The sequence below is a fragment of the Streptomyces piniterrae genome (genome assembly GCF_005048155.1).
Lineage (GTDB): Bacteria > Actinomycetota > Actinomycetes > Streptomycetales > Streptomycetaceae > Streptomyces > Streptomyces piniterrae.
The window spans coordinates 209,477-229,962 of sequence record NZ_SUMB01000003.1; the positions used below are offsets into that span (position 1 = coordinate 209,477).

General features: G+C 69.9%; 31 protein-coding genes and 1 other RNA gene. 31 read left to right on the forward strand and 1 reads right to left on the reverse strand.

Translation table 11 applies throughout. From position 1 onward, the window contains the following. Positions 1 to 62: 62 nt before the first annotated feature. Genes FCH28_RS09570 through FCH28_RS09640 form a run of 16 tightly spaced genes read left to right on the forward strand, consistent with a single transcriptional unit; the run spans position 63 to position 9,300 of the window. Entirely contained in the window at positions 63 to 410 is a 348-nt protein-coding gene (locus tag FCH28_RS09570; RefSeq protein WP_136739345.1) for a hypothetical protein, read from the forward strand. Further along, a complete protein-coding gene (locus tag FCH28_RS09575; protein WP_136739346.1) occupies positions 407 to 985 on the forward strand; it encodes an RING finger protein in 579 nt (192 codons plus the stop codon). The genes FCH28_RS09570 and FCH28_RS09575 overlap by 4 nt, the downstream gene beginning before the upstream one ends. Next, a complete protein-coding gene (locus tag FCH28_RS38015) occupies positions 982 to 1,158 on the forward strand; it encodes a hypothetical protein (protein ID WP_169314110.1) in 177 nt (58 codons plus the stop codon). Before FCH28_RS09575 ends, FCH28_RS38015 begins: the two co-directional genes overlap by 4 nt. Further along, positions 1,155 to 2,096: a hypothetical protein gene (locus FCH28_RS09580; RefSeq protein WP_136739347.1), complete on the forward strand. Its 942-nt coding sequence runs from the start codon at positions 1,155 to 1,157 to the stop codon at positions 2,094 to 2,096. Before FCH28_RS38015 ends, FCH28_RS09580 begins: the two co-directional genes overlap by 4 nt. Continuing rightward, positions 2,096 to 3,253 carry a recombination directionality factor gene (locus tag FCH28_RS09585; protein ID WP_136739913.1) on the forward strand — a complete coding sequence of 386 codons (1,158 nt, stop codon included), beginning with the start codon at positions 2,096 to 2,098 and terminating at the stop codon, positions 3,251 to 3,253. The genes FCH28_RS09580 and FCH28_RS09585 overlap by 1 nt, the downstream gene beginning before the upstream one ends. Then, positions 3,250 to 3,975, forward strand: coding sequence for a 3'-5' exonuclease (locus FCH28_RS09590; protein ID WP_136739348.1), 726 nt, complete (start codon positions 3,250 to 3,252; stop codon positions 3,973 to 3,975). The genes FCH28_RS09585 and FCH28_RS09590 overlap by 4 nt, the downstream gene beginning before the upstream one ends. After that, complete coding sequence (locus tag FCH28_RS09595) at positions 3,972 to 4,235, forward strand: hypothetical protein (protein WP_136739349.1); 264 nt, start codon at positions 3,972 to 3,974, stop codon at positions 4,233 to 4,235. The genes FCH28_RS09590 and FCH28_RS09595 overlap by 4 nt, the downstream gene beginning before the upstream one ends. Continuing rightward, on the forward strand, positions 4,232 to 4,816 hold the full coding sequence (locus FCH28_RS09600; protein WP_246102616.1) for a crossover junction endodeoxyribonuclease RuvC: 585 nt from the start codon (positions 4,232 to 4,234) through the stop codon (positions 4,814 to 4,816). Before FCH28_RS09595 ends, FCH28_RS09600 begins: the two co-directional genes overlap by 4 nt. Then, complete coding sequence (locus tag FCH28_RS09605; RefSeq protein ID WP_136739351.1) at positions 4,813 to 5,043, forward strand: hypothetical protein; 231 nt, start codon at positions 4,813 to 4,815, stop codon at positions 5,041 to 5,043. The genes FCH28_RS09600 and FCH28_RS09605 overlap by 4 nt, the downstream gene beginning before the upstream one ends. After that, positions 5,040 to 5,336: a hypothetical protein gene (locus FCH28_RS09610; RefSeq protein WP_136739352.1), complete on the forward strand. Its 297-nt coding sequence runs from the start codon at positions 5,040 to 5,042 to the stop codon at positions 5,334 to 5,336. The genes FCH28_RS09605 and FCH28_RS09610 overlap by 4 nt, the downstream gene beginning before the upstream one ends. After that, positions 5,336 to 5,653, forward strand: coding sequence for a hypothetical protein (locus tag FCH28_RS09615; protein WP_136739353.1), 318 nt, complete (start codon positions 5,336 to 5,338; stop codon positions 5,651 to 5,653). The genes FCH28_RS09610 and FCH28_RS09615 overlap by 1 nt, the downstream gene beginning before the upstream one ends. Before the next feature lie 15 nt (positions 5,654 to 5,668). Next, entirely contained in the window at positions 5,669 to 7,504 is a 1,836-nt protein-coding gene (locus tag FCH28_RS09620; RefSeq protein ID WP_136739354.1) for an AAA family ATPase, read from the forward strand. A gap of 2 nt (positions 7,505 to 7,506) precedes the next feature. Then, positions 7,507 to 8,052 carry a WhiB family transcriptional regulator gene (locus FCH28_RS09625; protein ID WP_136739355.1) on the forward strand — a complete coding sequence of 182 codons (546 nt, stop codon included), beginning with the start codon at positions 7,507 to 7,509 and terminating at the stop codon, positions 8,050 to 8,052. After that, positions 8,049 to 8,315 (forward strand): hypothetical protein, encoded by a 267-nt coding sequence (locus FCH28_RS09630; protein ID WP_136739356.1) that lies wholly within the window; start codon positions 8,049 to 8,051, stop codon positions 8,313 to 8,315. Before FCH28_RS09625 ends, FCH28_RS09630 begins: the two co-directional genes overlap by 4 nt. A gap of 2 nt (positions 8,316 to 8,317) precedes the next feature. Next, entirely contained in the window at positions 8,318 to 8,551 is a 234-nt protein-coding gene (locus FCH28_RS09635) for a hypothetical protein (RefSeq protein ID WP_136739357.1), read from the forward strand. Further along, positions 8,548 to 9,300, forward strand: coding sequence for a hypothetical protein (locus tag FCH28_RS09640; protein WP_136739359.1), 753 nt, complete (start codon positions 8,548 to 8,550; stop codon positions 9,298 to 9,300). The genes FCH28_RS09635 and FCH28_RS09640 overlap by 4 nt, the downstream gene beginning before the upstream one ends. Before the next feature lie 18 nt (positions 9,301 to 9,318). On the opposite strand, the gene FCH28_RS09645 is transcribed toward FCH28_RS09640, so the two are convergent. Then, positions 9,319 to 9,519, reverse strand: a complete 201-nt coding sequence (locus FCH28_RS09645) for a hypothetical protein (protein ID WP_136739360.1) — start codon at positions 9,517 to 9,519, stop codon at positions 9,319 to 9,321. Positions 9,520 to 9,654: 135 nt separating this feature from the next. Here FCH28_RS09645 and FCH28_RS09650 point away from each other — a divergent pair, with 135 nt between their 5' ends. The 15 genes from FCH28_RS09650 (at position 9,655) to FCH28_RS09720 (ending at position 20,152) form a co-directional block, all read left to right on the forward strand. After that, positions 9,655 to 10,251: a hypothetical protein gene (locus FCH28_RS09650; RefSeq protein ID WP_136739361.1), complete on the forward strand. Its 597-nt coding sequence runs from the start codon at positions 9,655 to 9,657 to the stop codon at positions 10,249 to 10,251. A 119-nt stretch (positions 10,252 to 10,370) separates the two neighbouring features. Further along, positions 10,371 to 11,045, forward strand: coding sequence for a hypothetical protein (locus tag FCH28_RS09655; protein WP_136739362.1), 675 nt, complete (start codon positions 10,371 to 10,373; stop codon positions 11,043 to 11,045). Positions 11,046 to 11,065: 20 nt separating this feature from the next. Further along, an RNA gene (locus FCH28_RS09660) (hammerhead ribozyme type II) lies at positions 11,066 to 11,130 on the forward strand. Positions 11,131 to 11,139: 9 nt separating this feature from the next. Next, complete coding sequence (locus FCH28_RS09665; RefSeq protein ID WP_136739363.1) at positions 11,140 to 11,364, forward strand: hypothetical protein; 225 nt, start codon at positions 11,140 to 11,142, stop codon at positions 11,362 to 11,364. A gap of 108 nt (positions 11,365 to 11,472) precedes the next feature. Next, a complete protein-coding gene (locus tag FCH28_RS39850) occupies positions 11,473 to 12,219 on the forward strand; it encodes a hypothetical protein (RefSeq protein WP_169314111.1) in 747 nt (248 codons plus the stop codon). Positions 12,220 to 12,498: 279 nt separating this feature from the next. After that, positions 12,499 to 13,365, forward strand: coding sequence for a hypothetical protein (locus FCH28_RS09680; protein ID WP_246102618.1), 867 nt, complete (start codon positions 12,499 to 12,501; stop codon positions 13,363 to 13,365). Continuing rightward, a complete protein-coding gene (locus FCH28_RS38025) occupies positions 13,365 to 13,532 on the forward strand; it encodes a hypothetical protein (RefSeq protein ID WP_169314112.1) in 168 nt (55 codons plus the stop codon). The genes FCH28_RS09680 and FCH28_RS38025 overlap by 1 nt, the downstream gene beginning before the upstream one ends. Before the next feature lie 10 nt (positions 13,533 to 13,542). Then, entirely contained in the window at positions 13,543 to 14,046 is a 504-nt protein-coding gene (locus FCH28_RS09685; protein ID WP_136739368.1) for a hypothetical protein, read from the forward strand. Next, positions 14,043 to 14,642: a hypothetical protein gene (locus FCH28_RS09690; protein ID WP_136739370.1), complete on the forward strand. Its 600-nt coding sequence runs from the start codon at positions 14,043 to 14,045 to the stop codon at positions 14,640 to 14,642. Before FCH28_RS09685 ends, FCH28_RS09690 begins: the two co-directional genes overlap by 4 nt. Before the next feature lie 58 nt (positions 14,643 to 14,700). After that, entirely contained in the window at positions 14,701 to 14,898 is a 198-nt protein-coding gene (locus tag FCH28_RS09695) for a translin family protein (protein ID WP_136739371.1), read from the forward strand. A gap of 166 nt (positions 14,899 to 15,064) precedes the next feature. Further along, positions 15,065 to 15,475, forward strand: a complete 411-nt coding sequence (locus FCH28_RS09700; RefSeq protein ID WP_136739373.1) for a hypothetical protein — start codon at positions 15,065 to 15,067, stop codon at positions 15,473 to 15,475. Next, positions 15,472 to 16,821, forward strand: a complete 1,350-nt coding sequence (locus FCH28_RS09705) for a phage terminase large subunit family protein (RefSeq protein WP_136739375.1) — start codon at positions 15,472 to 15,474, stop codon at positions 16,819 to 16,821. Before FCH28_RS09700 ends, FCH28_RS09705 begins: the two co-directional genes overlap by 4 nt. Before the next feature lie 28 nt (positions 16,822 to 16,849). Next, positions 16,850 to 19,141, forward strand: a complete 2,292-nt coding sequence (locus FCH28_RS09710; protein WP_136739377.1) for a phage portal protein — start codon at positions 16,850 to 16,852, stop codon at positions 19,139 to 19,141. A gap of 1 nt (position 19,142) precedes the next feature. After that, positions 19,143 to 19,481: a hypothetical protein gene (locus FCH28_RS09715; RefSeq protein WP_136739378.1), complete on the forward strand. Its 339-nt coding sequence runs from the start codon at positions 19,143 to 19,145 to the stop codon at positions 19,479 to 19,481. Beyond that, positions 19,481 to 20,152, forward strand: coding sequence for an HK97 family phage prohead protease (locus FCH28_RS09720; protein WP_136739379.1), 672 nt, complete (start codon positions 19,481 to 19,483; stop codon positions 20,150 to 20,152). The genes FCH28_RS09715 and FCH28_RS09720 overlap by 1 nt, the downstream gene beginning before the upstream one ends. The last annotated feature ends 334 nt before the right edge of the window (positions 20,153 to 20,486 follow it).

Sequence of the window (20,486 nt, forward strand, 5' to 3'; positions counted from 1 at the left end):
GCTCATCTTCGGCCTCGCCGTCCTCGCCTTCTGGCTCCTTGAACTCATCCTCGGGGGATCCGATGCCCGCTGAAGTCCCGCCCGTCACAGGGCCGTTCCGTATCTCCGTCGAGGCGATTCCCACCGGCGTCACCCTCGACATCACCTCGTTCGTCGAGGCCCTCGTCCTCGACCTCGTCACCGAGCACGCCGACGCGCTCGCCGAGATCCTCGACGAGCAGGCCGACGGCCGGCCGTACGACGGGTTCGCCGCCGAGGGGCTGCTCGTCGAGCGGCTGGTTGCTCAGCTTTCCACCCGTATCCCGGTGTACGGCGGGCAGTGCCTCGCGCTGGCCGACCGTATCCGGGCGGTGGCCGCTCCCAAGGTCATGCCGCAGCAGCGTGCCGCCGAGGGTGGTGCCGCCGCATGAGCGCCCGTGAGCTGCACCGCGTGATCAGGAATGCCCTGCGGGAGTATCAGGCGACCGCTCAGACCGTCACGCTCCGGGAGTACTCGCAGCGCGACTATCTCGCGGAGCACCTCGCTGACACCCTTCATGGCGCCGGTTGGATCCCCCGCGCCGAGGTGCTGCGCGAGGCCGCCGAAGAAATCCGTACGGCTCGGAGTCTCGGTCACCTAATCCTCGTCGACCCCGAGGACGTGCTTGACGCGCTCGCCACGATGTCCGAGGACGCCGGGAAGGACACCCGCAAGGGCGAGTCCACCCGAGCCCCCGAGACTTGCGGCCAGTGCCGCCGTCCGTTCGACGCGGCCGACACACGATTCGACGGGCAGGCCCGGCACCACGAGACGCCGTTCTGCCGCGGTTGCGTCGACCGGTGCCACGAGTCCACCGACGTCGGTCACGAGTGCCCTGTGTGCCGCGCCACCGAGGCCGCCCCCGCCGCGCGTTACGAGCGTGACCGCTGCATCCACGGCACCTCCCTCAACGTCGAGTGCGGCGGCTGCGACGCCCTCGGCCAGATCGGCGGTGACGCCGTATGACCGACACGTTCGGCGACCGTCACCACCTCCGCCGCACCGACACCGGCCGTGCCCACACCCGCCGCGAGGCACTGGACGCCGCGACCTTCGACCAGGACCCGGACGGCTGCGTCGCCCCGCTGCTGGTCCTCGCCCTCACCATCGCCGCCATTCTGGGGGTGCTGCTCGGATGACCAACACCGCGCAGGCCGGGGCTACGGCCCCGGCCTCCGGCCCCCGCCGGACCAAGAAGCAACAGCCCGCACCCACCGGCGCCGACCGCATCCCCCGCCCCTCACAGGGCTGGTACCGCGACAAGGTCACCGGCCAGAAGCTGCGCCGCGTCACCACCATCCTCGAACAGGGCTGCGCCAAGGGCGAAGCCCTCACCATCTGGGCCGGGAACATCACCGCCGAAACAGCGATGGCTCATCTGCCGCAACTCGTCGCCGCGTCCCGCCAGCCCGAGCAACGCGCCGAGATGACGACGTGGCTCAAGCGGGCGCACATGCGCAAGAAGGACGAGCGCGCCGACATCGGCACCGCCGTGCATCGGATCATCGAGTCGCACGTCCTCGGCCAGCCGATGCCCGCCGAACTGCTCGATGACCCCGAGATGCGGCCGTTCCTGCGGCACTTCCTGAGGTTCGTCGAGGAGTGGCAAGTCACGTTCGAGGCGTCCGAAATGGTCGTCGGCAACTACGAGCAGGGCTACGCCGGGACGCTCGACTACCTGCTCCGTTCCCGGCTCATCGCCGCCGCGCTCGCCGAGCACCTCGGCGTCCCGGTGCCGCCGGACGTCGCCCTCATGGGCGACACCAAGACCGGCGGGGAACTCGACGTCAAGGGCGTCTACCCCGAGGCCGCCTTGCAGATGGCGGCGTACCGCAACGCCCGCGTCGCGTGGCTGCGGGACGGCTCGACCGTCCCCATGCCGGCGACGTACTCCACCGGCATCGTGCTGCACCTGCGCCCCGAGGGATACCGGCTGATCCCGGTGACCTGCGACGACGACGTCTACCGCGCCTTTCTGGTCATCCAGGAAGCCGCCGAGTGGGCGACGGGCCTGTCCAAGAAGGTCATTCGCCCCGCCCTCGAACTTCCCACCACCACCGAAGAGAGGGCCGCCTGATGCCCATCATCGATCTTCAGCGCCGCATGCGTCAGCTCGGCGAGATCCGCATCGGCCACGTCGTCTCCGGCGTGTCCAAGAAGGGGAACACCTACACCCGCCCGGCCAAGCTGAACCACTTCCGTTTCACCTCCCCTTCCCGCGAGATCCTCGCCGAAGTTGCGGGGCTGTACGGCGGCGAGGTCAAGCCGTGGACCCCCGCGAACGGCGGCCCGTCGGAGTTCGAGGTGTACTCGACCACCAACCGGCTCCCCGTCCTCATCCCCCCGCGCGAGGCTGTCTCGCAGTGGTACGAGCTGTACGCCGGATCGAAGTGCCAGCGGCGGTGTGACGGCGTGACCGAGCACAAGCGTGACCGGCCGTGCATGTGCGACCCGGACAACCGCGAATGCAAGATCACCACCCGCGTGAACGTCATGCTCCGTGACGTCCCCGCCCTCGGCCAATGGCTGCTGATCTCCAAGGGCTTCTATGCCGCTGTCACCCTGCCGCCCGCGGCCGAGCTGCTGTCGCAGGCGGGCGGGTACGTCGCCGGATGGCTCGGTATGGAAGAGAAGTTGGTCCAGCGCGAGGAGGGGCCGGCCCGCTTCATGGTCCCGACCCTCGATGTGGAGATCACCCCGGCCGCGCTGATGGCCGGGAACATCACCGGCGCCCCGGCTGCCGTCGCCTCCGGCCCGGAGCGCGTCGCTATCACGGGCGGTCGGCCGGACTATGCGGCGCTCGCCTCGGTTGCGAAGACTCCGGAGGAAGTCCGCGCGCTGTATCAGCAGGCCGTGGACGCCGGGCACATGGACAAGGCGCTTGCGGACACGCTGACTGCGAAGGCCGCAGCACTCGGCGCGAAGGTGAAGACGCCGGCCCAACAGCAGGCCGTGGAGGTCTCCGACGAGGCTGGTGAGTCCGGCTGGCAGGACGAGCCGCACCAGGACGGGCCTTTCCCCGACGACGACGGCGCAGTGGACGCCGAGATCGTCTCGGACGACGACACCGACGCGATCTGGTTCCAGATCATCGCCGCCGCCGGTACGCACGGCATGACCACCGAGCAGGTCGAGGCCGAGTTCGCCGCCTCAAACGACGGGCTGCACCCCTCGACCGCAAACGCCGACCGGCTCCGCACCTTCCTCGCCACCCTTAAGGGGGTGCGGGCATGACGTGGCACACCGGCCGCCTCGCCGGATTCGACCTCGAAACCACCGGCCCCGACCCCCTCACCGCCCGCATCGTCACCGCCTGCGTCGTCCAGTGCGGCGGCGGACACCCCACCGAGTCCGCGACATGGCTGACCGACGTGGACGGCGAGGAGATCCCCGCCGAAGCCGCCGCCATCCACGGCGTCACAACGGGCATCGCCCACACGCAGGGCACCGACCTGCGCGAGGCCGTCGACCAGATCATCGGCGCCCTCTCGCAGGTGGCCCTGTCCGACGGAATCCCCGTTGTGGCGATGAACGCCCGTTACGACCTCACTGTCCTCGACCGCGAAGCCCGCCGGTACGGCATGACGCCGCTCACCGACCGCCTCGGCGGGGAGCTGCGAGTGGTCGACCCGTTCGTCATCGACAAGCAAGTGGACCGCTACCGCCGCGGCTCGCGGAAGCTCACCGCGCTGTGCGAGCACTACGACGTGCCGATCGGCGACGCGCACCAGGCCGACGCCGACGCCATCGCCGCATGCCGCGTCGCATGGCGGCAGGGCACCCGCTACCCACGGCTGGCCGCCATGACACTCGATGAGCTGCACACGGCGCAAATCGGATGGGCCGCAGAGCAGGCCGCGAGCCTTCAGGAGTACTTCCGGAAGAAGGACCCCGCGGCGGTCGTCGAGGGCGCATGGCCGGTCATCCCGCACCAGACGGGCGGTGACGACCAGTGAGCGACGCCCTGACCCTGATCCTCGGCGGCCTGCTCGGTTTCGCCCTCGTCGGCCTCATCGCCCTGCCCCGGTACATCGGCGGGCGCCGGCTCGCCGCGGCCAAGGCCGCTCCGTTCCACACGATCGCTGACGGGACGCGGTGGCTGCCCTGCCACACCACCACATGCGGCCACATGACGACCCGCCACGAGCCGACCGCCGACGGCGCATGGCGCTGCACCGGCCACGGTTGCGGCCACATCACCAAGGGGGAGCAGTGACCACACCGGCCCTGTTCAACGCCGCCCCGACCGCCATCACGGCGGCCGGACCCCGGCCCCGCATCATCGGCCTCGACCTCTCCCTCACCAGCACCGGCGTAGCCCTCCCCGACGGCACCACCTACCGCATCAAGACCCGCGCCGTCGACGCGGACAACCGACTCGTCCTGATCCGCGACAACATCCGCCGCGCCCTCGCCACCCACCGGCCGCACCTCGCCGTGGTCGAGGACCTGCCCATAACCGCCAACAGCGCAGGCATCACCGGCATGGTCCACGGCATCGTCCGTGCCGAACTCGCCGACGCCGAGGTACCGCGGGCACTCATCGCCGCCGCCACCCTCAAGGCGTACGCCGCCGACAACGGCCGCGCCGACAAAGCCCAGATGGCCGCCGCCGCGTACCTCGCGGCCGGCGTCCAGTTTCCCGACGACCCCGGCGGAGATCGGTGTGACGCCTGGTGGCTCCGCGCCGCCGGACACGACTGGTGGGGCACCCCACTGTTCGACCTCCCCGACGCGCAACGCGCACGGCTCACCAAGGCCAAGTGGCCCGTAGGCGTACCGAGGCTGACCCGATGACCGGCCGGCCGCAGCGCATCACCGGCGCCCTCTACGTGGACACGGGCCAGGAAGTACGCAGCGTCCGATGGATCAAACCCCCGCGCGCCCGCTACGAGTGCCTGCTCTGCCGCACCGTCGAAGGCCCCGTCACCGGCGCCGAGGCCGTCGCGCGGTTCGTCGCCACCATCCGCACCGACCACCCGACCCGATGCACCGCCAACTACAAGGGAGTGCAAGCCGCATGACCACCATCAAGTTCGACGCCAAGGTACTCGCCGACGTCGAGAAAGCCATCCGCCCCCACGCCGCCGACCTCTTCAACGACCTCGGCCACCACGTCATGGCCATCGTCGAAATCGCCTCCGTCGAGCGCACCGAGCAGGGCCCCGACGAGGAGAAGGACGACGCCGTAAAGGTCCGCGTCGTCGGCATCGAGATCGCCGGTGACGAGTTCACCGAGGAGAAGCTCAGGCAGCAGGCACAGACGATGTACCGCCAGCGAACCGCGGGCGGGACGCTCGACTCGGTGGCCAGCTGATGACCGGGCGCGCGGCAACCGACGGCACCACCCGATGCCCCGGCTGCCGCGCGCCCATCATCCGGCAACTCGTCGGCCAACGCGCCGCCCTCAACGTCACCGCGGACCTCCAGCCCCTCACCCCCACCGAGCAGGCCGCAGCACGAACCCCCAACCGCCTCATCTGGTGCCTCTACCGGCTCGGCCCCCATGCCCCGGCACGGCTCCGCTGGATCGACCAGCACCACCCCGCGCGCTGCCCCCACGAGCACGTCGCAGAACACGCCTGCACCGGCCCCCGGCCGGCCCCCGCGCAGCCCGCAGAAACGCTCTTCTGACCGCAAGGAGCCCCCGTGGACAACGTCCGCCACCTCGCGCCGTACGACTCGGCGGACCCGGACGGCCTTACAGACTCGCAGGCCGAGAACCTTGAGGCCGAACAGTCCGTTCTCGGCGGCTGCATGTACAACCCCCGCAAGATCTCCGAGGCCGCGGGCATCATCCAAGGCAGCGACTTCTACCGCCCCGCCCACGAAACGATCTGGGACGCGATCCTCCGCCTCCACGCCAGGGGCGAACCCACCGAGGCCGTTGCCCTCTCCATCGAGCTGGACAAGACCAAGGACCTCAAGCGAGTTGGAGGTAGGGGCTACCTCCACCACCTCTACGAATACGGCGCATCCGACCCCGGGTACTACGCCGAAAAGGTCCGCCACTTTGCCGACCTTCGCGCCGAGGCCGAGCTAGGCCGCCGCATCGTCCAGCGCGCCACCGCCCCAGACGCTGTCCCCGGCGGAACCACCACGTTCATCGACGACTACCTCAAGCGGCAAGCCGAGCGCGCTGCCGGCCGCTCCGGGGATCCGGCAGACGCGCTGCTTGCCGAACTCCTCGACGCAGCCAGCCTCGACGCCATGCCCGCTCTCGAACCCCTCGTCGGCGATCTGCTGCACCTTGACTCCCTCGCCCGGATCATCGGCCCGTCCGGGCATATGAAATCGTTCGTGACCATCGACCTCGCCGCCCACGTCGGCACCGGCATGAACTGGCACGGCCACCACGTCCGGCAAGGGACCGTCGTCTACCTCGTCGCCGAGGGCGCCCGCGGAATCCGCAAGCGCGTCCGCGCGTGGGAGCAGCACTACGGCCTCAAGATGGACAACGTCCTCTTCCTGCCCCGGCCCGTCCAGACCCGAGGCCCGGAGTGGGACACCCTGATCGAGGCAATGCGCCGCCTGCAACCGCAGATGATCGTCATCGACACGCAGGCCCGCGTATCCGTCGGTGTCGAGGAGAACAGCAACACCGAACTCGGTGTTGTTATAGAGCGCATCGAGGATCTCCGCCGCGCCACCGGCGCATGCGTCCTCGTCATCCACCACACCGGCCACATCGGCGAGCACGGCCGCGGTGCCTCGGCCGCCAAGGGCGCGTTGCAGTCTGAGCTGCACGTCTCAAAGAAGGGCGACAGCGCCCGAAACATCGTGGTGACGATGAAGGTGGGCAAACAGAAAGACGACGAGGAAGGCCGCGATCTTCAATTCGGCCTCAAGGTCATCACCCTCGACGGCGAGGCCAAGCCAGACGGCCGGCCGCTCACATCGGTAGTGCTGGAGTCCCTCGACGCCCGCCCCACGCCACTCACCTACGGCACCCCCGAATGGCTCGTTGCAGCCCTCGACAAGGCTGCCGTCGACATCAAATGGGGCGGTCCCCGGGTCATCAAGTGGTGCGCAGAGCAGGGCATCCAGATGCGCAAGGAGAAGATCGAAGAAGCCGTCCGGCTGCGCAAGCGCCGGGGGTCCCTGGACGAGGCTCTCGATGTCCGAAATGACCTCCCCCCAAACCTCCCCCACGATCTTGAAACCCCAACTCCCCCCAAAACCGGGGGGACCCCGGGGGAGATAGCCCAAAACCCCAGGTCAAACATCCCCCCAAACGCCGGGGGAGGTCCGGGGGATGCCCCATCAAAACCTCCCTCCCCCCGCTCCCCCTCTAGGGAGGGGGGAGGTGTGGGGGAGGACGACGAAAACACCACCCCCACAGCCCCCCTCTGCGCCGTATGCGGCAGGCCCCTCAACACCGACTGGGCAGCCCGCGGATACGACACCCACATCGGATGCGACCCCACCACCGGCGGCCACCCCAACACCCCCAAGACCAACCACCCCGACACCGAGGAGCAGTGACCATGAACCTCAACCTCCCCGCGTTCCTCGCCCACGGGACCGCCGCATGCGCCACCGCAGACCCCGAGCTGTTCCACGCCACCACCGGCGCCGACCAGGCCGCCGCCAAGGACATCTGCGGTGGCTGCCGGCTCCGCCCCGACTGCCTCTCTTGGGCGCTCGACAACGACGAGAGGATCGGCGTTTGGGGCGGCCTCACCGCCAAGGAGCGCGGCCAACTCAAGCTGAGTGATGGCCGATGGCTGGACGACGAGGGCCGTATCCGGCTTGCCTGCGGTACCGCCGCCGCCCTCACCGGGCATCACCGATACGGCGAGACGTGCGAGACGTGCACGCAGGCGCAGGCAGACCGTGTTGAGGCCGGCCGCCGGGAGCGTCTCGCCACTGCGCATGCCACGCCCGAGGGCGGTAGCCGTCGCGGCTACGAGCTGCATCGGATGCTCGATGAGACGCCGTGCGTGCCGTGCAAGCGGGCTGCCTCGGCGGCGGCTCAGGCATCCAAGGCCCGCTGTGCGGCGCGTGCTGCGCGGTTTGCGGTGGCGTCGTGAGCGCGCTCATCGCCGCCTCGTTCACTGTCGGGTACTTCCTCGGCCGGCTGCGCCCGTGGGATCGGCTCGACACCTGGCTATGGCGCCGGCTCACGTTCGGCGGCCGATGGACGTGCACCCGCCGCGGGCAACTCGGCGTGCTGGCCGTTCACGCCCTCCTACGCCCCGCCGCCACCGTCCACGCGTGGCGACACCGCAACGACCCCACCACACCCCGCAGCTCGGCCGTACGGGTCGTCGACATCACCACCGAGGAGAACTGACCATGCGATTCCAGCTCTTGCATATCTTCCTGCTCGGCACCCTCGTCGGCGCCATCACGACCGGTGCGCTGTGGCTGATCACCGGCCACCTCCCCGAGGTATGGCTCACCCTGGTCATCGCCAATCTGGTGGGCGTCGCGGGGGCCAGCGTGCTCCGTGTGCGGCGCGCCCGTGAGCAGCAGCGGTTGCAGCGGGCGTACGACCGGCCCGCGTTTGGCGAGGAGCACCGACCGTGAGCACGGATCCCACCCGCCGCCTCGAACGCCACCTCGACGCCCTCACCCGTCACCTCGACGGGCTGACGACGCAGGTCAGACGTATCGCCGACGCCATGACAACACCCACCGACGACGCGCCGACGACCGACGACCCGGCCCGGGACTGCCCGGCATGCGACGCAGGCATCCCGCACGACGCGCATTGCCCGACGCCTGAGACCCACAACTGGGGATGCGGCTGCCCCACGGACCAGGCGCCGCCAGAGCCGTTCGGGTACGAGTACCGCGACGCCCTCGGCATACTCCTGTCCCGCGCCGCCCGCGGAGTCCTCACCGCCGATGAGGGGCCGCTACTCCGGCACCAGGTCGAGCACCTCATACGCCGCCTCGACCAGACCGCCGCCGGCCGCGCGACGTGGAAGGCCAAGGGGGAGGAGATGGAACGCGACCGCGACCAGCACGCCGTCGTACTCGCCGAAGTACTGGCCGTGTTCTCCCGTGCTGTTGTGGCCGGTGAGATGGCGTTCTACCAGACCGAGAGCCCCATCGATCCTAAGCAGTTCGAGCGGTGGCGCAGCGTCCTCGCGCAGACCGTCGAACGGCCGTGGTGGGAGCAGCTCGACGAGATGCGCACCCGCGCCGAGCAGGCTGAGGCCGCCCTCGTTCGCGTGCGCGCCGTGGCCGAGGGCGGCATGGAGATGCGGGACTACGTCGAGCGCGAAGCCCTGCTCGCCGCCCTCGACGGGTTGGCCGTCGACGGCGGGTAGACGCAGGTGGACGCCCCGTCAGCCCTCGACGGGCGGGGCGTCGACGGCCGGTGGGTCGGGTCGCTTGGGCAGCTTGGCACCCGGTCGGCGCAGGTACCAGGCCAGCAGTTCCTTGATGGCGGCGGAGCGGTCACCGCCGGGGGCGCGCGTCTTGAGGTCCCGCCAGTCGTCATCGTCGATGCGCACGGACCTGTGTTGGGTTTTCGGGGCGTTTGGCATGGACCGATGGTAGCGGGGTGTACGTACAGGAATCCATATTCAGGACTTGCGGTGTACGTACACCAAGCCTTACGGTGTACGTACACCGTTTGGGAGAGGTGGGCCTCACGCCCGCCCTGACAAGAGGGATCACTTATGGCCCGCGTTTCGATCCGGAACTTCCGCCAAGAGGCATTCAGTGCGGCGGTTCGCCAGGTGGCCCGCGAGTACAGGGAGCGGAAGGAGGCCGAGGCGCGTGAGGCCGAGGCGCGTGAGCAGGCCGAAGCGGCAGCCACCCTGCGGAAGAGCGCCGAGGCGCGCGAGGAGGCGGCGCGCGAAAGCGTCGAGGCATCCGACACCGACGGGTTCCGCAGCCAGTGGGCGCACGGCCTGTGCGCCCGCGAGGACCGCCTCGCCGCGCGCATCGCCGAGGACGGCGGAGTCGCCGAGTTCCCCGGCCTGTTCGACCTGGACGGCAACCTCGTCCCCGCCCGACGCGTGCAGGGTCAGTACGGGTGGTCGTGGGAGCTGCTGCGACAGGGGCGCCGCGCCGGCTGGTTCAACGAGTCCAAGGCCAAGAACGCCGAGACGCGCCGCCGGAACAATGCCGCCAAGGGCTTCTACGTCGGCACCGTCCGCGCCCCCGCCGAGGCGACTATGCAGGAGAGCGAGGGTCGAACCGTGGCCGTGGTCGCCGAGCGCACCGACGGCGGCTGGTCGCCGGATGTCGAGATCGTCGACAGCGGCCAGTAGCAGCGACATTCAGTTCAAAGCAAAGCCATCCAGCGACTTGCGGTGTACGTACACCCACCCCTAGGGTGTACGTACACCCGCAAGGGTGAGGGATCCACGGAAAAGTCGTAGGAGGAGAAATGAAGGTCTTCGAGCGCACCGAGAACGGCGTAACCAGCACCGTCAGCAAGCGTGAGGGGCTGGATGAGATCAACCACGCACAGATGGGTGGTAAGCGCGACGTGCGAACGATGTCATCGATCACCCGCACAGACTTCGCCATCGAGTACAAGGACGGCCGGAAGGTTCGCCTGGTGCTGGTCGACGCTCCCGAGCGGACCTCCCCGCGATTCGCCTTCGGTGACCTCGTCATGACGGATCAAGGGCTTGGCAAGGTGGCCAAGGTCATCAGTGTTCCGCGCCGGAACGGAACGCGGATCACCCGGTACGACGTCGAGCTGGACACGGGCGGGGAGATCTACGCGCACGAGTCGGACGTGCGGCCGTTCGAGCCGGAGATGAAGAGCCCTGAGCAGCCGGCGGAAGAGCGCACCGCGCTGATCCAGCGCCGGGCCGATGGCCACGACCTGATGGGCCGCGTAGTCACCGTCAAGGGAAAGGACTACGTGGTAAGCCGGATCGTCCCGGCGGACCGACCGGTCCACACGGGCGCCCCGAAGGGCTGGGAGCCCAGGGCGTATGTCGACTACTGGTCCGAGCGTGACGGGATGCGCTTCGGTGCCACCCGGACTGCCGGACCCGACGCGAAGCCGGGCACCGTCGGCCGTGCCATCTGGGACGCGGTGAACCGGTAAACGCCCGACGCAACCTGACAAGCCGAAACGCCCTCCGGGGCGTCGGGTGCGGGCTGGCCGCCGACCCCTGATGAGGCAGGCCGTAGGAGGGGTCATGAAGGTCAAGCGCATCGCCGCTGGAAGCTACGAGGTTCACACCGCGAGTGGCATCTATGGACTAGAGAACTGCCCGGCAGAGAACCCCCGCGCTACCGGACTCCCGTCCGGACCCCGCTGGATGCTGACGTACCCCGGCGAGTACACCGCCGATGCAGAGTTCGGAACGAAGCGAGACGCAGTGGCCAGCGTCCGCGCCTTTGAAGAGTCCAAGCAGCGCTGACCAGCCGTCCCGCAACCGGCCGGCCCGACGGCGCCCCCAGCGCCGGGCCTCGCGGTTCGACTCCGCGGCGGGGCACTCACGCACGACCACCAACACCAGGGAGGCGCCATGCCCACGCTCGACCCCAACGCGCTCGCCGAGATCGCCGACGAGGCTGGTGCCGCGCCCGAGGACGTTCGACCCGGCGTGCAACCGGTCGACGACGACATGATCCGTGAATACGTCATCGAGGCCCGCGAGTTGCCCGAGGAGTCCGCCCGGCCGTTCGCCCAGTGGCTGAACGAGACTTGGTTCGACTTCTCGGAGGAGCCAGGGGCGACGAATGGGGAGATCATCGCCGGAGCGCTGGCCGACTGGCGCGGCCAGTGGCCCCACCCACCGCAGCGCCCCGCCCGTCCCCGGACAGGCGGGGCGCCGTCACATCCACACGTCCGGCCCGCCGCCCCGCCACTCGATCAGGGCCCGGTCGTCGAGCTGGATCTCGTCGGGATCCATCCCCGCCCGCCGGAGGAACTCGATCAGGTCGCCCGGCCCGTAGGCCATACCGAGGATCTCAGCGTCGACCGTCACGCGCCGGCCGCCGGACGGCGACGGAGGATGCACCACCACGGGCGGACGCTCGGCCATACCGCCAGCGTGCGCCCGTCGCGGCGACGACGCACGTCAACGCCCGTCCGACGGGGTACGCGCCCGCCCTCGGCCCCGCGCGATCTGCCCAACCGCCTCGCCCGTGATCCCGCCCATCCTCCGGCCGAGCGCCACATACGTCATGCCGCGATCATCGTGCGCCTCGTTAACCGCCTGTTGCCGCACGTCCGCCACTTGGCGGTGCAGCTGCGGCCACGCATGCAGTAACTCGGAGCACGCGGCGGCCCGCTCCGCGGGGTCCTCGATCTCCTCGACGGCGCGCAGCGCAGCACGCACCCGCTCAACCTCACCGGCCAACTCATCTCCCCCATCCGGGAATTCACCACCGCGCCTGGATCACACAAGGGGTACTCTTGAGCTAGTCCAAGGGGTACCCTTTGGGCGTTCCGACGGGCCGACGACGCCCGTCGACCCCTCAACGACAACGACCCCCGCCCGGTGCGCCTACACCGAAACAGGGGTCTGACCAGGAGAGGTGAAGTCTCCATGGCTGACGCAAAGCGTAGCCGCCCCACACTCCGCAGGCGCCTGCTCCGCCGCATCTCAGGCACCGCCCCCAAGCCGCAGCGCACCGCACCCGCCCCGCGCATCCCCTGGTGGGCAACCCTGTTCACCGACGCCGGCCGCCCCATCGTCGCCATCCTCGTCATGGTCATGTGCGCCCCAGGTGAGCACCACCTCGGCGTACTCGCCGGATGGGACACCCGCCTCGCATGGGGCATGGCGTCCGTCCTCGCCGCGTACGCCGGTATCGCCGCGGTCGTCGCCTCACGGCGCCCGGCCGGCGCGCCCGGCAAGACCTCGGCCGTCATCGGCGCATGGCTCGCCCTCGGCGCCGCCATGGCCGCACAGCCCGTGAGTCACCTGTTCGTGACCGGCCACTGGTCGGCGACCCCGCACGCCCCCGCGTGGCTCGTGATCACCGTGTCTTGCGTGCCGCCGCTCGTGCTCGGCCATCTGCTCCACCTCGCAGCGACGCCCGTCGCCGCCCCGTCGACCAGCGTCGACACCCCGGCTGACGCCCCCGTCGTCGAGCGCGTCAAGGAACAGCCGGCCCCGGCCCCGGCGGTCCCGCCGATCCCCGACCAGGCTCCGGCCCCGCAGCTTCCGCCCGCCGAGCCGGAGGCGGCGCCCGCGATCGTCTACCGCGACCCCCGGTGCGCAGCCGTTCGACCCCTGTACGACGGCGGCACCCGGCCCGGCACCGCCGCCATGCGTGACGCGCTCATCGCCGCCGGGCACGGCCGCGTGGGCGACTCGACGATCCGCGGGCAACTCCGCGCCGAGGTCGAGCAGCACGAACCGGCGCTCCGCGACTACCCGCCCGCGCTGCATGCGCCGCGGACCGCGTGATGCCCGCCCTCGCGCTCGTGTTCTTCGCGCTCGCCGCGGCTGGCGCGTTCGTCGGGCTGGTGCGCACCGCGCCCCGCCGCGACCCCGGCCGCTACGCCGGACCGGCCGCCGCGACTACCGCCGTCATCCTCACCCTCGCGGCCCTCGCCGCCGCCCTCTACCGCTGAGGAATCACCCATGAACCTCGGAGCAACCACCGTCAGCCTCGGCGGCGCCGCCGCCGGCACCATCATCCTCGCCGTAGTCGTCCAACGCTGGTGGATCAAGGAAGGCCACAAGGTCCCCGCGCTCATCCCCTACATCCTCGCTGGCTTCTACGGCGTCCTCGTCGTCCTGTGTGCGGGCGGCCTGCTCGGGAGCGCGGGCCACATCGTCCTATGGGGCGGCAACACCATCGGGGACGCCGGGCTCGTATACGGCGTCGGCGGCCACACCCACAATGCCACCTCGCACCGCATCGTCCCCCTGACAGATGGCGGGTACGTGATGGTGCTGCTCGCCACCGCGCTCCTCATCGGCGCCCTCAAGTGGTCGAAGAAGATCCCCAAAGCCAAGGTCGTGTTGGGGAGCACAACAGGAATCCTGCTCGGCCTCAACGCCGGTGTGGCGGGCGCGCTTGCGGTGCCGCTGGCCAACTTCGCGAACCTGTCCGGCGCGTGGTGGGCAGGGGGCGTCCAGTGAGCGCCGGTGACCATCTGTCCCGGCTCGGCGACGGGGCCGGGGCACTGGCCCGTTCATACAGTCAGTGGCTCGGCGCGGACGGCCCCGCCACCGGCGTGAAACGTCTCGTCGGCTCCGTCGCGGGAGGGGCGTTCACCGTGATGCTCCTCGACGGCACCCGGCCGCTGATATGGGTGGCCGCGGGCGGGGGACTGGCCGCCGCCTACTACGCGGGCCGGCTCGACGAGGGGGAGCAGGCCGCCGAGGACGCCGAGCCCGTCGACGTTCTCGCCGCGGTATGGAAGGCCGTCGGCGACGACCGCGGCGCGCTGCTCACCGTCCTGCGTGACGTGTTCTGCGCTTCCACCACCAAGGAGGTTCGGGCGCTCCTCGCCGAGGCGGACATCCGGGTTCGTGAGGGCGTACGGACCACCCGCGGGAACGGGCCGGGCGTCCACCGTGATGACCTTCCGCCTCTCCCCTCCCCTTCTGACGAGGGGCCGGTTGGCGTTGTTGCCGCAGGTGAGGACGCCAACACCAACGCCAACAACACGACCATCACCAAGATCGGGCAGGGGGGCTACTCGGTCCAAAAGGGCACCCAACCGGCGCGCTGATACAGCGCCGGCGACACCGCGCAGAGCTGAAAACCCGTACACCCAACCGAGGAGAACTGTGTTCCGACGCCGACGCCCCATCGACCTCGATACGGTCCGCGAGGCCACGTCTCTCAGCCGGGAGGGCAGTGCCCTTTGCGACACTGCTGGAGACGCCATCGCCCGCGGGGACTTCGACACGGCCGAGCGCGCCCTGAAGGCCGCTGAGCGACTTCAGAAGGAGTCGAAGAGCAAGACTCGCGGCCTGCGCAACTGACCCCGAGCAGCTGGATCACTGCCACACTGGCTAGGCCCCACCGCGTCCCCCCGTCGCGGTGGGGCCGACCCATGCCCGGCAGGAACCGCTGTCCCCCGGTATCGCACCCCTCAAGATCCGGCAAAGCCGAAAATCCGTACCCTCCCCACCAGGGAGGCGAGCGGACATGGCAGCAACACACAAGAACCTCACACTCGGGGCGCACCGTGCCGACGAGGTAGCGATCCTCCGTACCCGTGACCGCCTGCAATTCCGGGAGATTGCCGACCGCCTCGGCTGCGACGTGAAGACGGCCCACGATGCGTGGAAGCGCGCCCGCGCCACCTACGGCAAAGACGCAGCCGCCCACCTCGACGCATGGCGCGGCGAGCAACTCGCCGTTCTCGACGCCATCATCGACGGCCTCATGCCCAAAGCCATCGCGGGCGACGCCCGCGCGGCCGAGGTCATCATCAAGGCCCTCGAACGCACTGCTAAGACCATCGGAAGCGACGCACCCATCCGGGCGAACGTCACCGTCACGGACGAGATGACCGCCCGCATCAAGGCCCTCGCCGAGGAACTCGCCGAGATATGACGACGCTCGATGATCTAGACGAGCGCCTCGCCAGCATGAGCCCCGAGGAACTCGCCCTGCTGGAAGAGGAACTACGGGCCAAGGTCTGGGCGAAGCGGTGGGGCAGATGGCAGCCGTACCCGTGGCAGGTGGCCCCCGAGCACATCGAGACCCTCGGGTGGTGGCTCCAACTTGGCGGCCGAGGCACCGGTAAGACGGACGGCTGCGCCCGCTACATGGTCGAGCACGTCAACGGGCCCCCGTGCGACCCGCGGCTCAAGGGCGGGCATCGTATGGCCATCGTTGCCCCGACGCAGGGTGACGCCGTCGAGGCGTGCGTCAACGGCCCGTCCGGGCTCAAGGGTCATGACCCGCGCGTCATGCTGCGCACCACCGCGGGCGGCACGTTCGCCCGCTGGCCGAGCGGGGCCGAGGCCAAGTTGTTCGGCGCGCACTCCCCGGACGATGTCGAGCGGCTGCGCGCTGGTGGTAACCGGTGCCTCGTCTGGATGGAAGAGGCAGCCGCCATGCGCCGGCTTAGCGAGGCGATCACTCACTCCGCGATGGGGCTGCGCATCGGGTCTCGGCCGCACTACATCGCGTCGACCACGCCCAAGCCTCGCCGCGAAATCCGGGACCTCGTCGGCCGGGACGACGTGCACGTCACCCGCGGCCGAACCCGCGACGCGATCCACCTGCCCGCCCTCATGCGCACCAAGTTGATCGCGCAGTACGCGGGCACCCGCCTCGAACGGCAAGAGTTGGACGGCGAACTGATCACGGATGTTGAGGGCGCACTCTGGTCGTGGAGCCTGCTCGACGCCACCCGCGTAGGCGCGATGCCCAACACGGCCCGCCTGGTCGTCGCCGTGGACCCCGCGGCCACCTCGACCGATGAAGCCGACGAGATGGGCATCATCGTGGCTGGACTCTCGCAGGCGTACGTCCCCGACCTCAACCGCACGATGCGGCAGCACGGCTACGTGCTCGATGATCTGTCCGGCCGGATGCCCCCGATCGAGGCGGTACGTCGCGCGGTGCAGGCGTACCACGCACACCGTGCCGATGCCATCGTCGCCGAGGTCAACAACGGCGGCGAGTGGATCGGCACGGTGGTCCGACAGGTAGATCCGACAGTGAACTACCGCACAGTGCACGCCAGCCGCGGGAAGGCGACCCGAGCCGAGCCGGTCGCCGCGCTGTTCGAGCAGCGAGCCGCGCACATCGTCAACAGCCTGCCCACCGTCGAGGAGCAGCTTGCCACCTGGGTGCCGGGCGACGACTCCCCTGACCGGCTCGACGCCCTCGTCTGGGCGCTTACCGATCTCATGCTCGCCCCCGCGGGCAACCTCGCCGCGGTCGCATAGGAGGCCTCCAGTGGGACGATTCCGAGACGTGCTTGACGCCGCCATGGGTCGGCGCGCCGCGGGCGGTGGCCTCGACGCCATCCGGGACCGCCGCCCGATCACCGTCGCCAGCATCGGCGGGCAGCAGTCCCTGACCCTCGACCTCGACGCCGAGGCCCGCGGCTACGCCCATTCCGCGGTGGCGTACCGGTGCGTGGCGGCCATCGCTGACAACGGGTCGTCCGTGCCGCTGGTGGTGCGCCGGCCGGATGGTGAGGCCATCGACGGTCACGAGGTCGCCAGGCTGTTCAACAAGCGCCCGAACCCCCAGATGAGCGCGAGGGTCTTCAAGTCGCTCATCCTGCAACAGGGCGAGTTGGCCGGGCAATCGTTCGTCTGGCTCGACCGCGGAGAGACCGGCCTCGGCCCGATCGGCGAGGCGCATCCGGTGTTCGATGACGTTCAGGTCGTGGTGAACAAGCCGATCGCGGCTCGGCCAACGACGGCGGACATCGTCGGGTTCGTCATCAACCGTGCCGACGGGCAACGCGTCCCCGTGCTGCCCGAAGAGATGTTGTGGTTGAGGTATCCGCACCCGTTCGACCCGCTCGGCTGCCTCGCCCCTTGGAAGGCGGCGCGGCACGCCGTGGACATGGACGCCTACGCCCGTGAGTGGCAGCGCCAGTCCTACGCCAACGGAGCCGCGCCGACCGGTGTCCTGTACGTCGGTGACCAGACAGAGCAGCAGTTCGCCGCAACCCGCGCATCGTGGCGCAGCAGCATGCAGGGGCCGGAGAACGCCGGCAAGACACTCCTCGTCGCCTCACCGCCCGGCAGCCAAGGCAAGGGCGTCGAGTACGTCCGGGTCGGGCTGACAGCCGAGGAGATGGACTACCTCGAATCCCGCGTCGCGAACGCCGACGAAGTAGCCATGGCATTCGGTGTCCGCCGGGACGTGCTCATGGGTGGCAGCACCTACGAGAACCAGCAGGCGGCGGTAGCTGCCTTGTGGTCGCAGACGATCAAGCCGAAGCTGGAGATCATCGGCTCGGAGATCGACCGCGTCCTACTCCCGTCGGACGCCGAAGAAGCAGAGTTCGACCTCTCCGGCGTCGAGGCGCTGCAAGAGGCTCAGGACAGCAAGGCGAACCGCGCGAGGGCATCGATGTACGCCGACATCACCATGGTCGACGAGGCCCGCGCGGTCCTCGGCTACGACCCCCTGCCGGACGGGATCGGGCAACACACCCTCACGCCGTACCGGGCACAGTTCGCCCCCGTCCAGGGTGCGCCGGCCGGTGACGCGGTCCGGTCGTGGGACGCGGATTTCTCACGCCTGCGGGCCCCGGACATGGGGCAGGTCGTCGCGCAGGCCGTCGAGGACACACTTGCCCGTCTGTTCGGAACGACGCAGGTAGACGCCCGTCCGGCCCCCCGTCGCCCCGAGTTGGAACGCGCCGACGACGCCCCGTCGTCACCGTCCCCCGACGAGATCAACGCGGCGTATAACGTGCTGGAGAGCGCAGGCCGTGCCGCGGTGCGGACCCTCGCCAAGGAACAGGCCACCCGCGTGCTCCGTGATTTCGACCGGCTCATGGGCAAACCGAACCGGTCCGCCGACTGGCTCGACGAGATACGCGAGCAGGCGTGTGCCCTCGCCCGCGAGGACACCATCCGTCTCGCCCCGCCGAACCCCGACACCACGACCGCGGACCGCATGACGGATCTCGACGTGGCGACGGGCCCGGCCGGGTGGGAGGAGCGCATCAAGGTCCGGGATCTGTTCGACGGCCGGTACTGGCGGCGTCGGACGGCCGAGGTGCTGCGCCCGTTCGTCGAGCGCGCATGGCGGCGCGGCGGCGCCTCGATTTCCGCATCCTTCGACCTCGACGAACCGGCGGTGGCCGACGCTCTGCGGGACCGCATCGACGAACTTGCCGGGCGGGTCACCGCGACGACGGAGCAGGTGATCCGGTCGCAGATCCTCGCGCATGGTGTCGCCGAGGGTGAGTCGGTGCCTGAGCTGCGGGCGCGGATTCAGAAGGTGTTCAGCAACCTGTCCGACTTCCGGGCGACGATGATCGCGCGGACCGAGACCGTCGGCGGGTACAACGCTGCCTCACACATGGCCGCCCTCGACGCCGGCGCCGTACGGAAAACATGGCTGGCCACCAACGACCAGCGCACCCGAGAGACGCACCGCGAGGAGAACGGCCGATCCGTGCCGCTGAACAAGCGGTTCACGCTCACCAAAAGCCGGTGGCCCGCGGACCCGACGGCACCCGCCTCCCAGTCGATCCAGTGCCGCTGCACCCTCACCTACCAATTCGAGGAGAACTGACGTGGCAACGCTGCTGCGCGGCGAGGTCCGCGCCATCCTGCAACCCGCAGGCACCGCCCAGTATCAGGGCGCCTACTGCCCGCCCGGTGTCCCGTTTCGCGAGGTGCGCCGCGGGCCGTTCGACGGTAAGGACGACATCGCTGTACGACCGGATGCGGACGGCGGGTTGCCGCGACACATGTCATTCGGGGGCGGCGCGGTGATCTACGAGTACGACGGCCGAGACAAGACCGGCCGGGCGGTGTACCGGTACGCGCCGCGTCTGTCCCCGTCCCACACCAAGGTCATGCAGGGCGTGGCCGAGGTCTACGCCGAGCACAAGCTCAAGGGAGGACAGTGATGGCAGAGATCGAGTTCCGCATCTTCGACACCGCCGAATTCCGCGTCGACACGAGCCAGGATGGCAGCTTCAACGGCATCGCCTGCCAGTACGGCAAGAGGGATTCGTACGGCACGACCTTCCAGCCCGGCGTCTTCAAGCGCGGCATAGACAAGGGCAGCTACGCCTACCTGTGGATGCATAGCCCCTTCACTCCCATAGGCACCTTCCGCGCGGACGAGCAGTCGAACCTGCTCCACATCGAGGGCCTCTACGACGACACGGCCGACGGCCGCGACAAGCGAGCTATGGCCCGCAGCGGCTCGGCCCGGGAACTGTCCGTCGGGTTCGTGCGCACCGACCTGCCCGACTGGGAGAAGCTCGCCGAGATGAGCGACGAGGACCGTGACGACGTCCTCAACAACATCCGGTCCGCCCGGCTCGTCGAGGTCAGCCAGATCACGGCGCGCATGGCGGCCGTGCCTGGATCAAAGCTGAAGACCGTGCGTAGCGCGCTGGGCGAGCTGTACGCCGCGACGGGTGAGCCGACCCTCGTCGAGCGGCTGGCCGCGTACGACCGTGAGCACGGCCGGGACTCGGCGCTCGCTCACGAGCAGGAGGAGCAGCGGAAGTTGACCGAGCGGGCGCGCCGGGCGGCGGTGCTGCGGCTGACGACGATCGGCGGCGAGTGATGGGCCGCTTCCGCAGTAGGGCCCAATGGCGTTGGGCGTTCGCCACCCGGCAGCCGTTCGCGCGTCGTTGGGCCCGCCGCACCCGCTCGTACCAGACACTCCCGCGCCGGGCGCGCGGCAGCCGACGACGCAGGTAGACGCCCGTCGTCGCCCGGTATCGCACCCCTCGGCGACGCGCATCACCGCATTCGATCTACTCTCACCGTGATGATCCGGGCAGCCCGTACCGGACGTAAAAGCCACGGGCGCCGCCGGGCGCGATCCACCGGCCGTGAAAGACGGACCGCAGACCCCAGACATCTGGGCGGCTGCGACCCGCCCACGGACCGGAAGG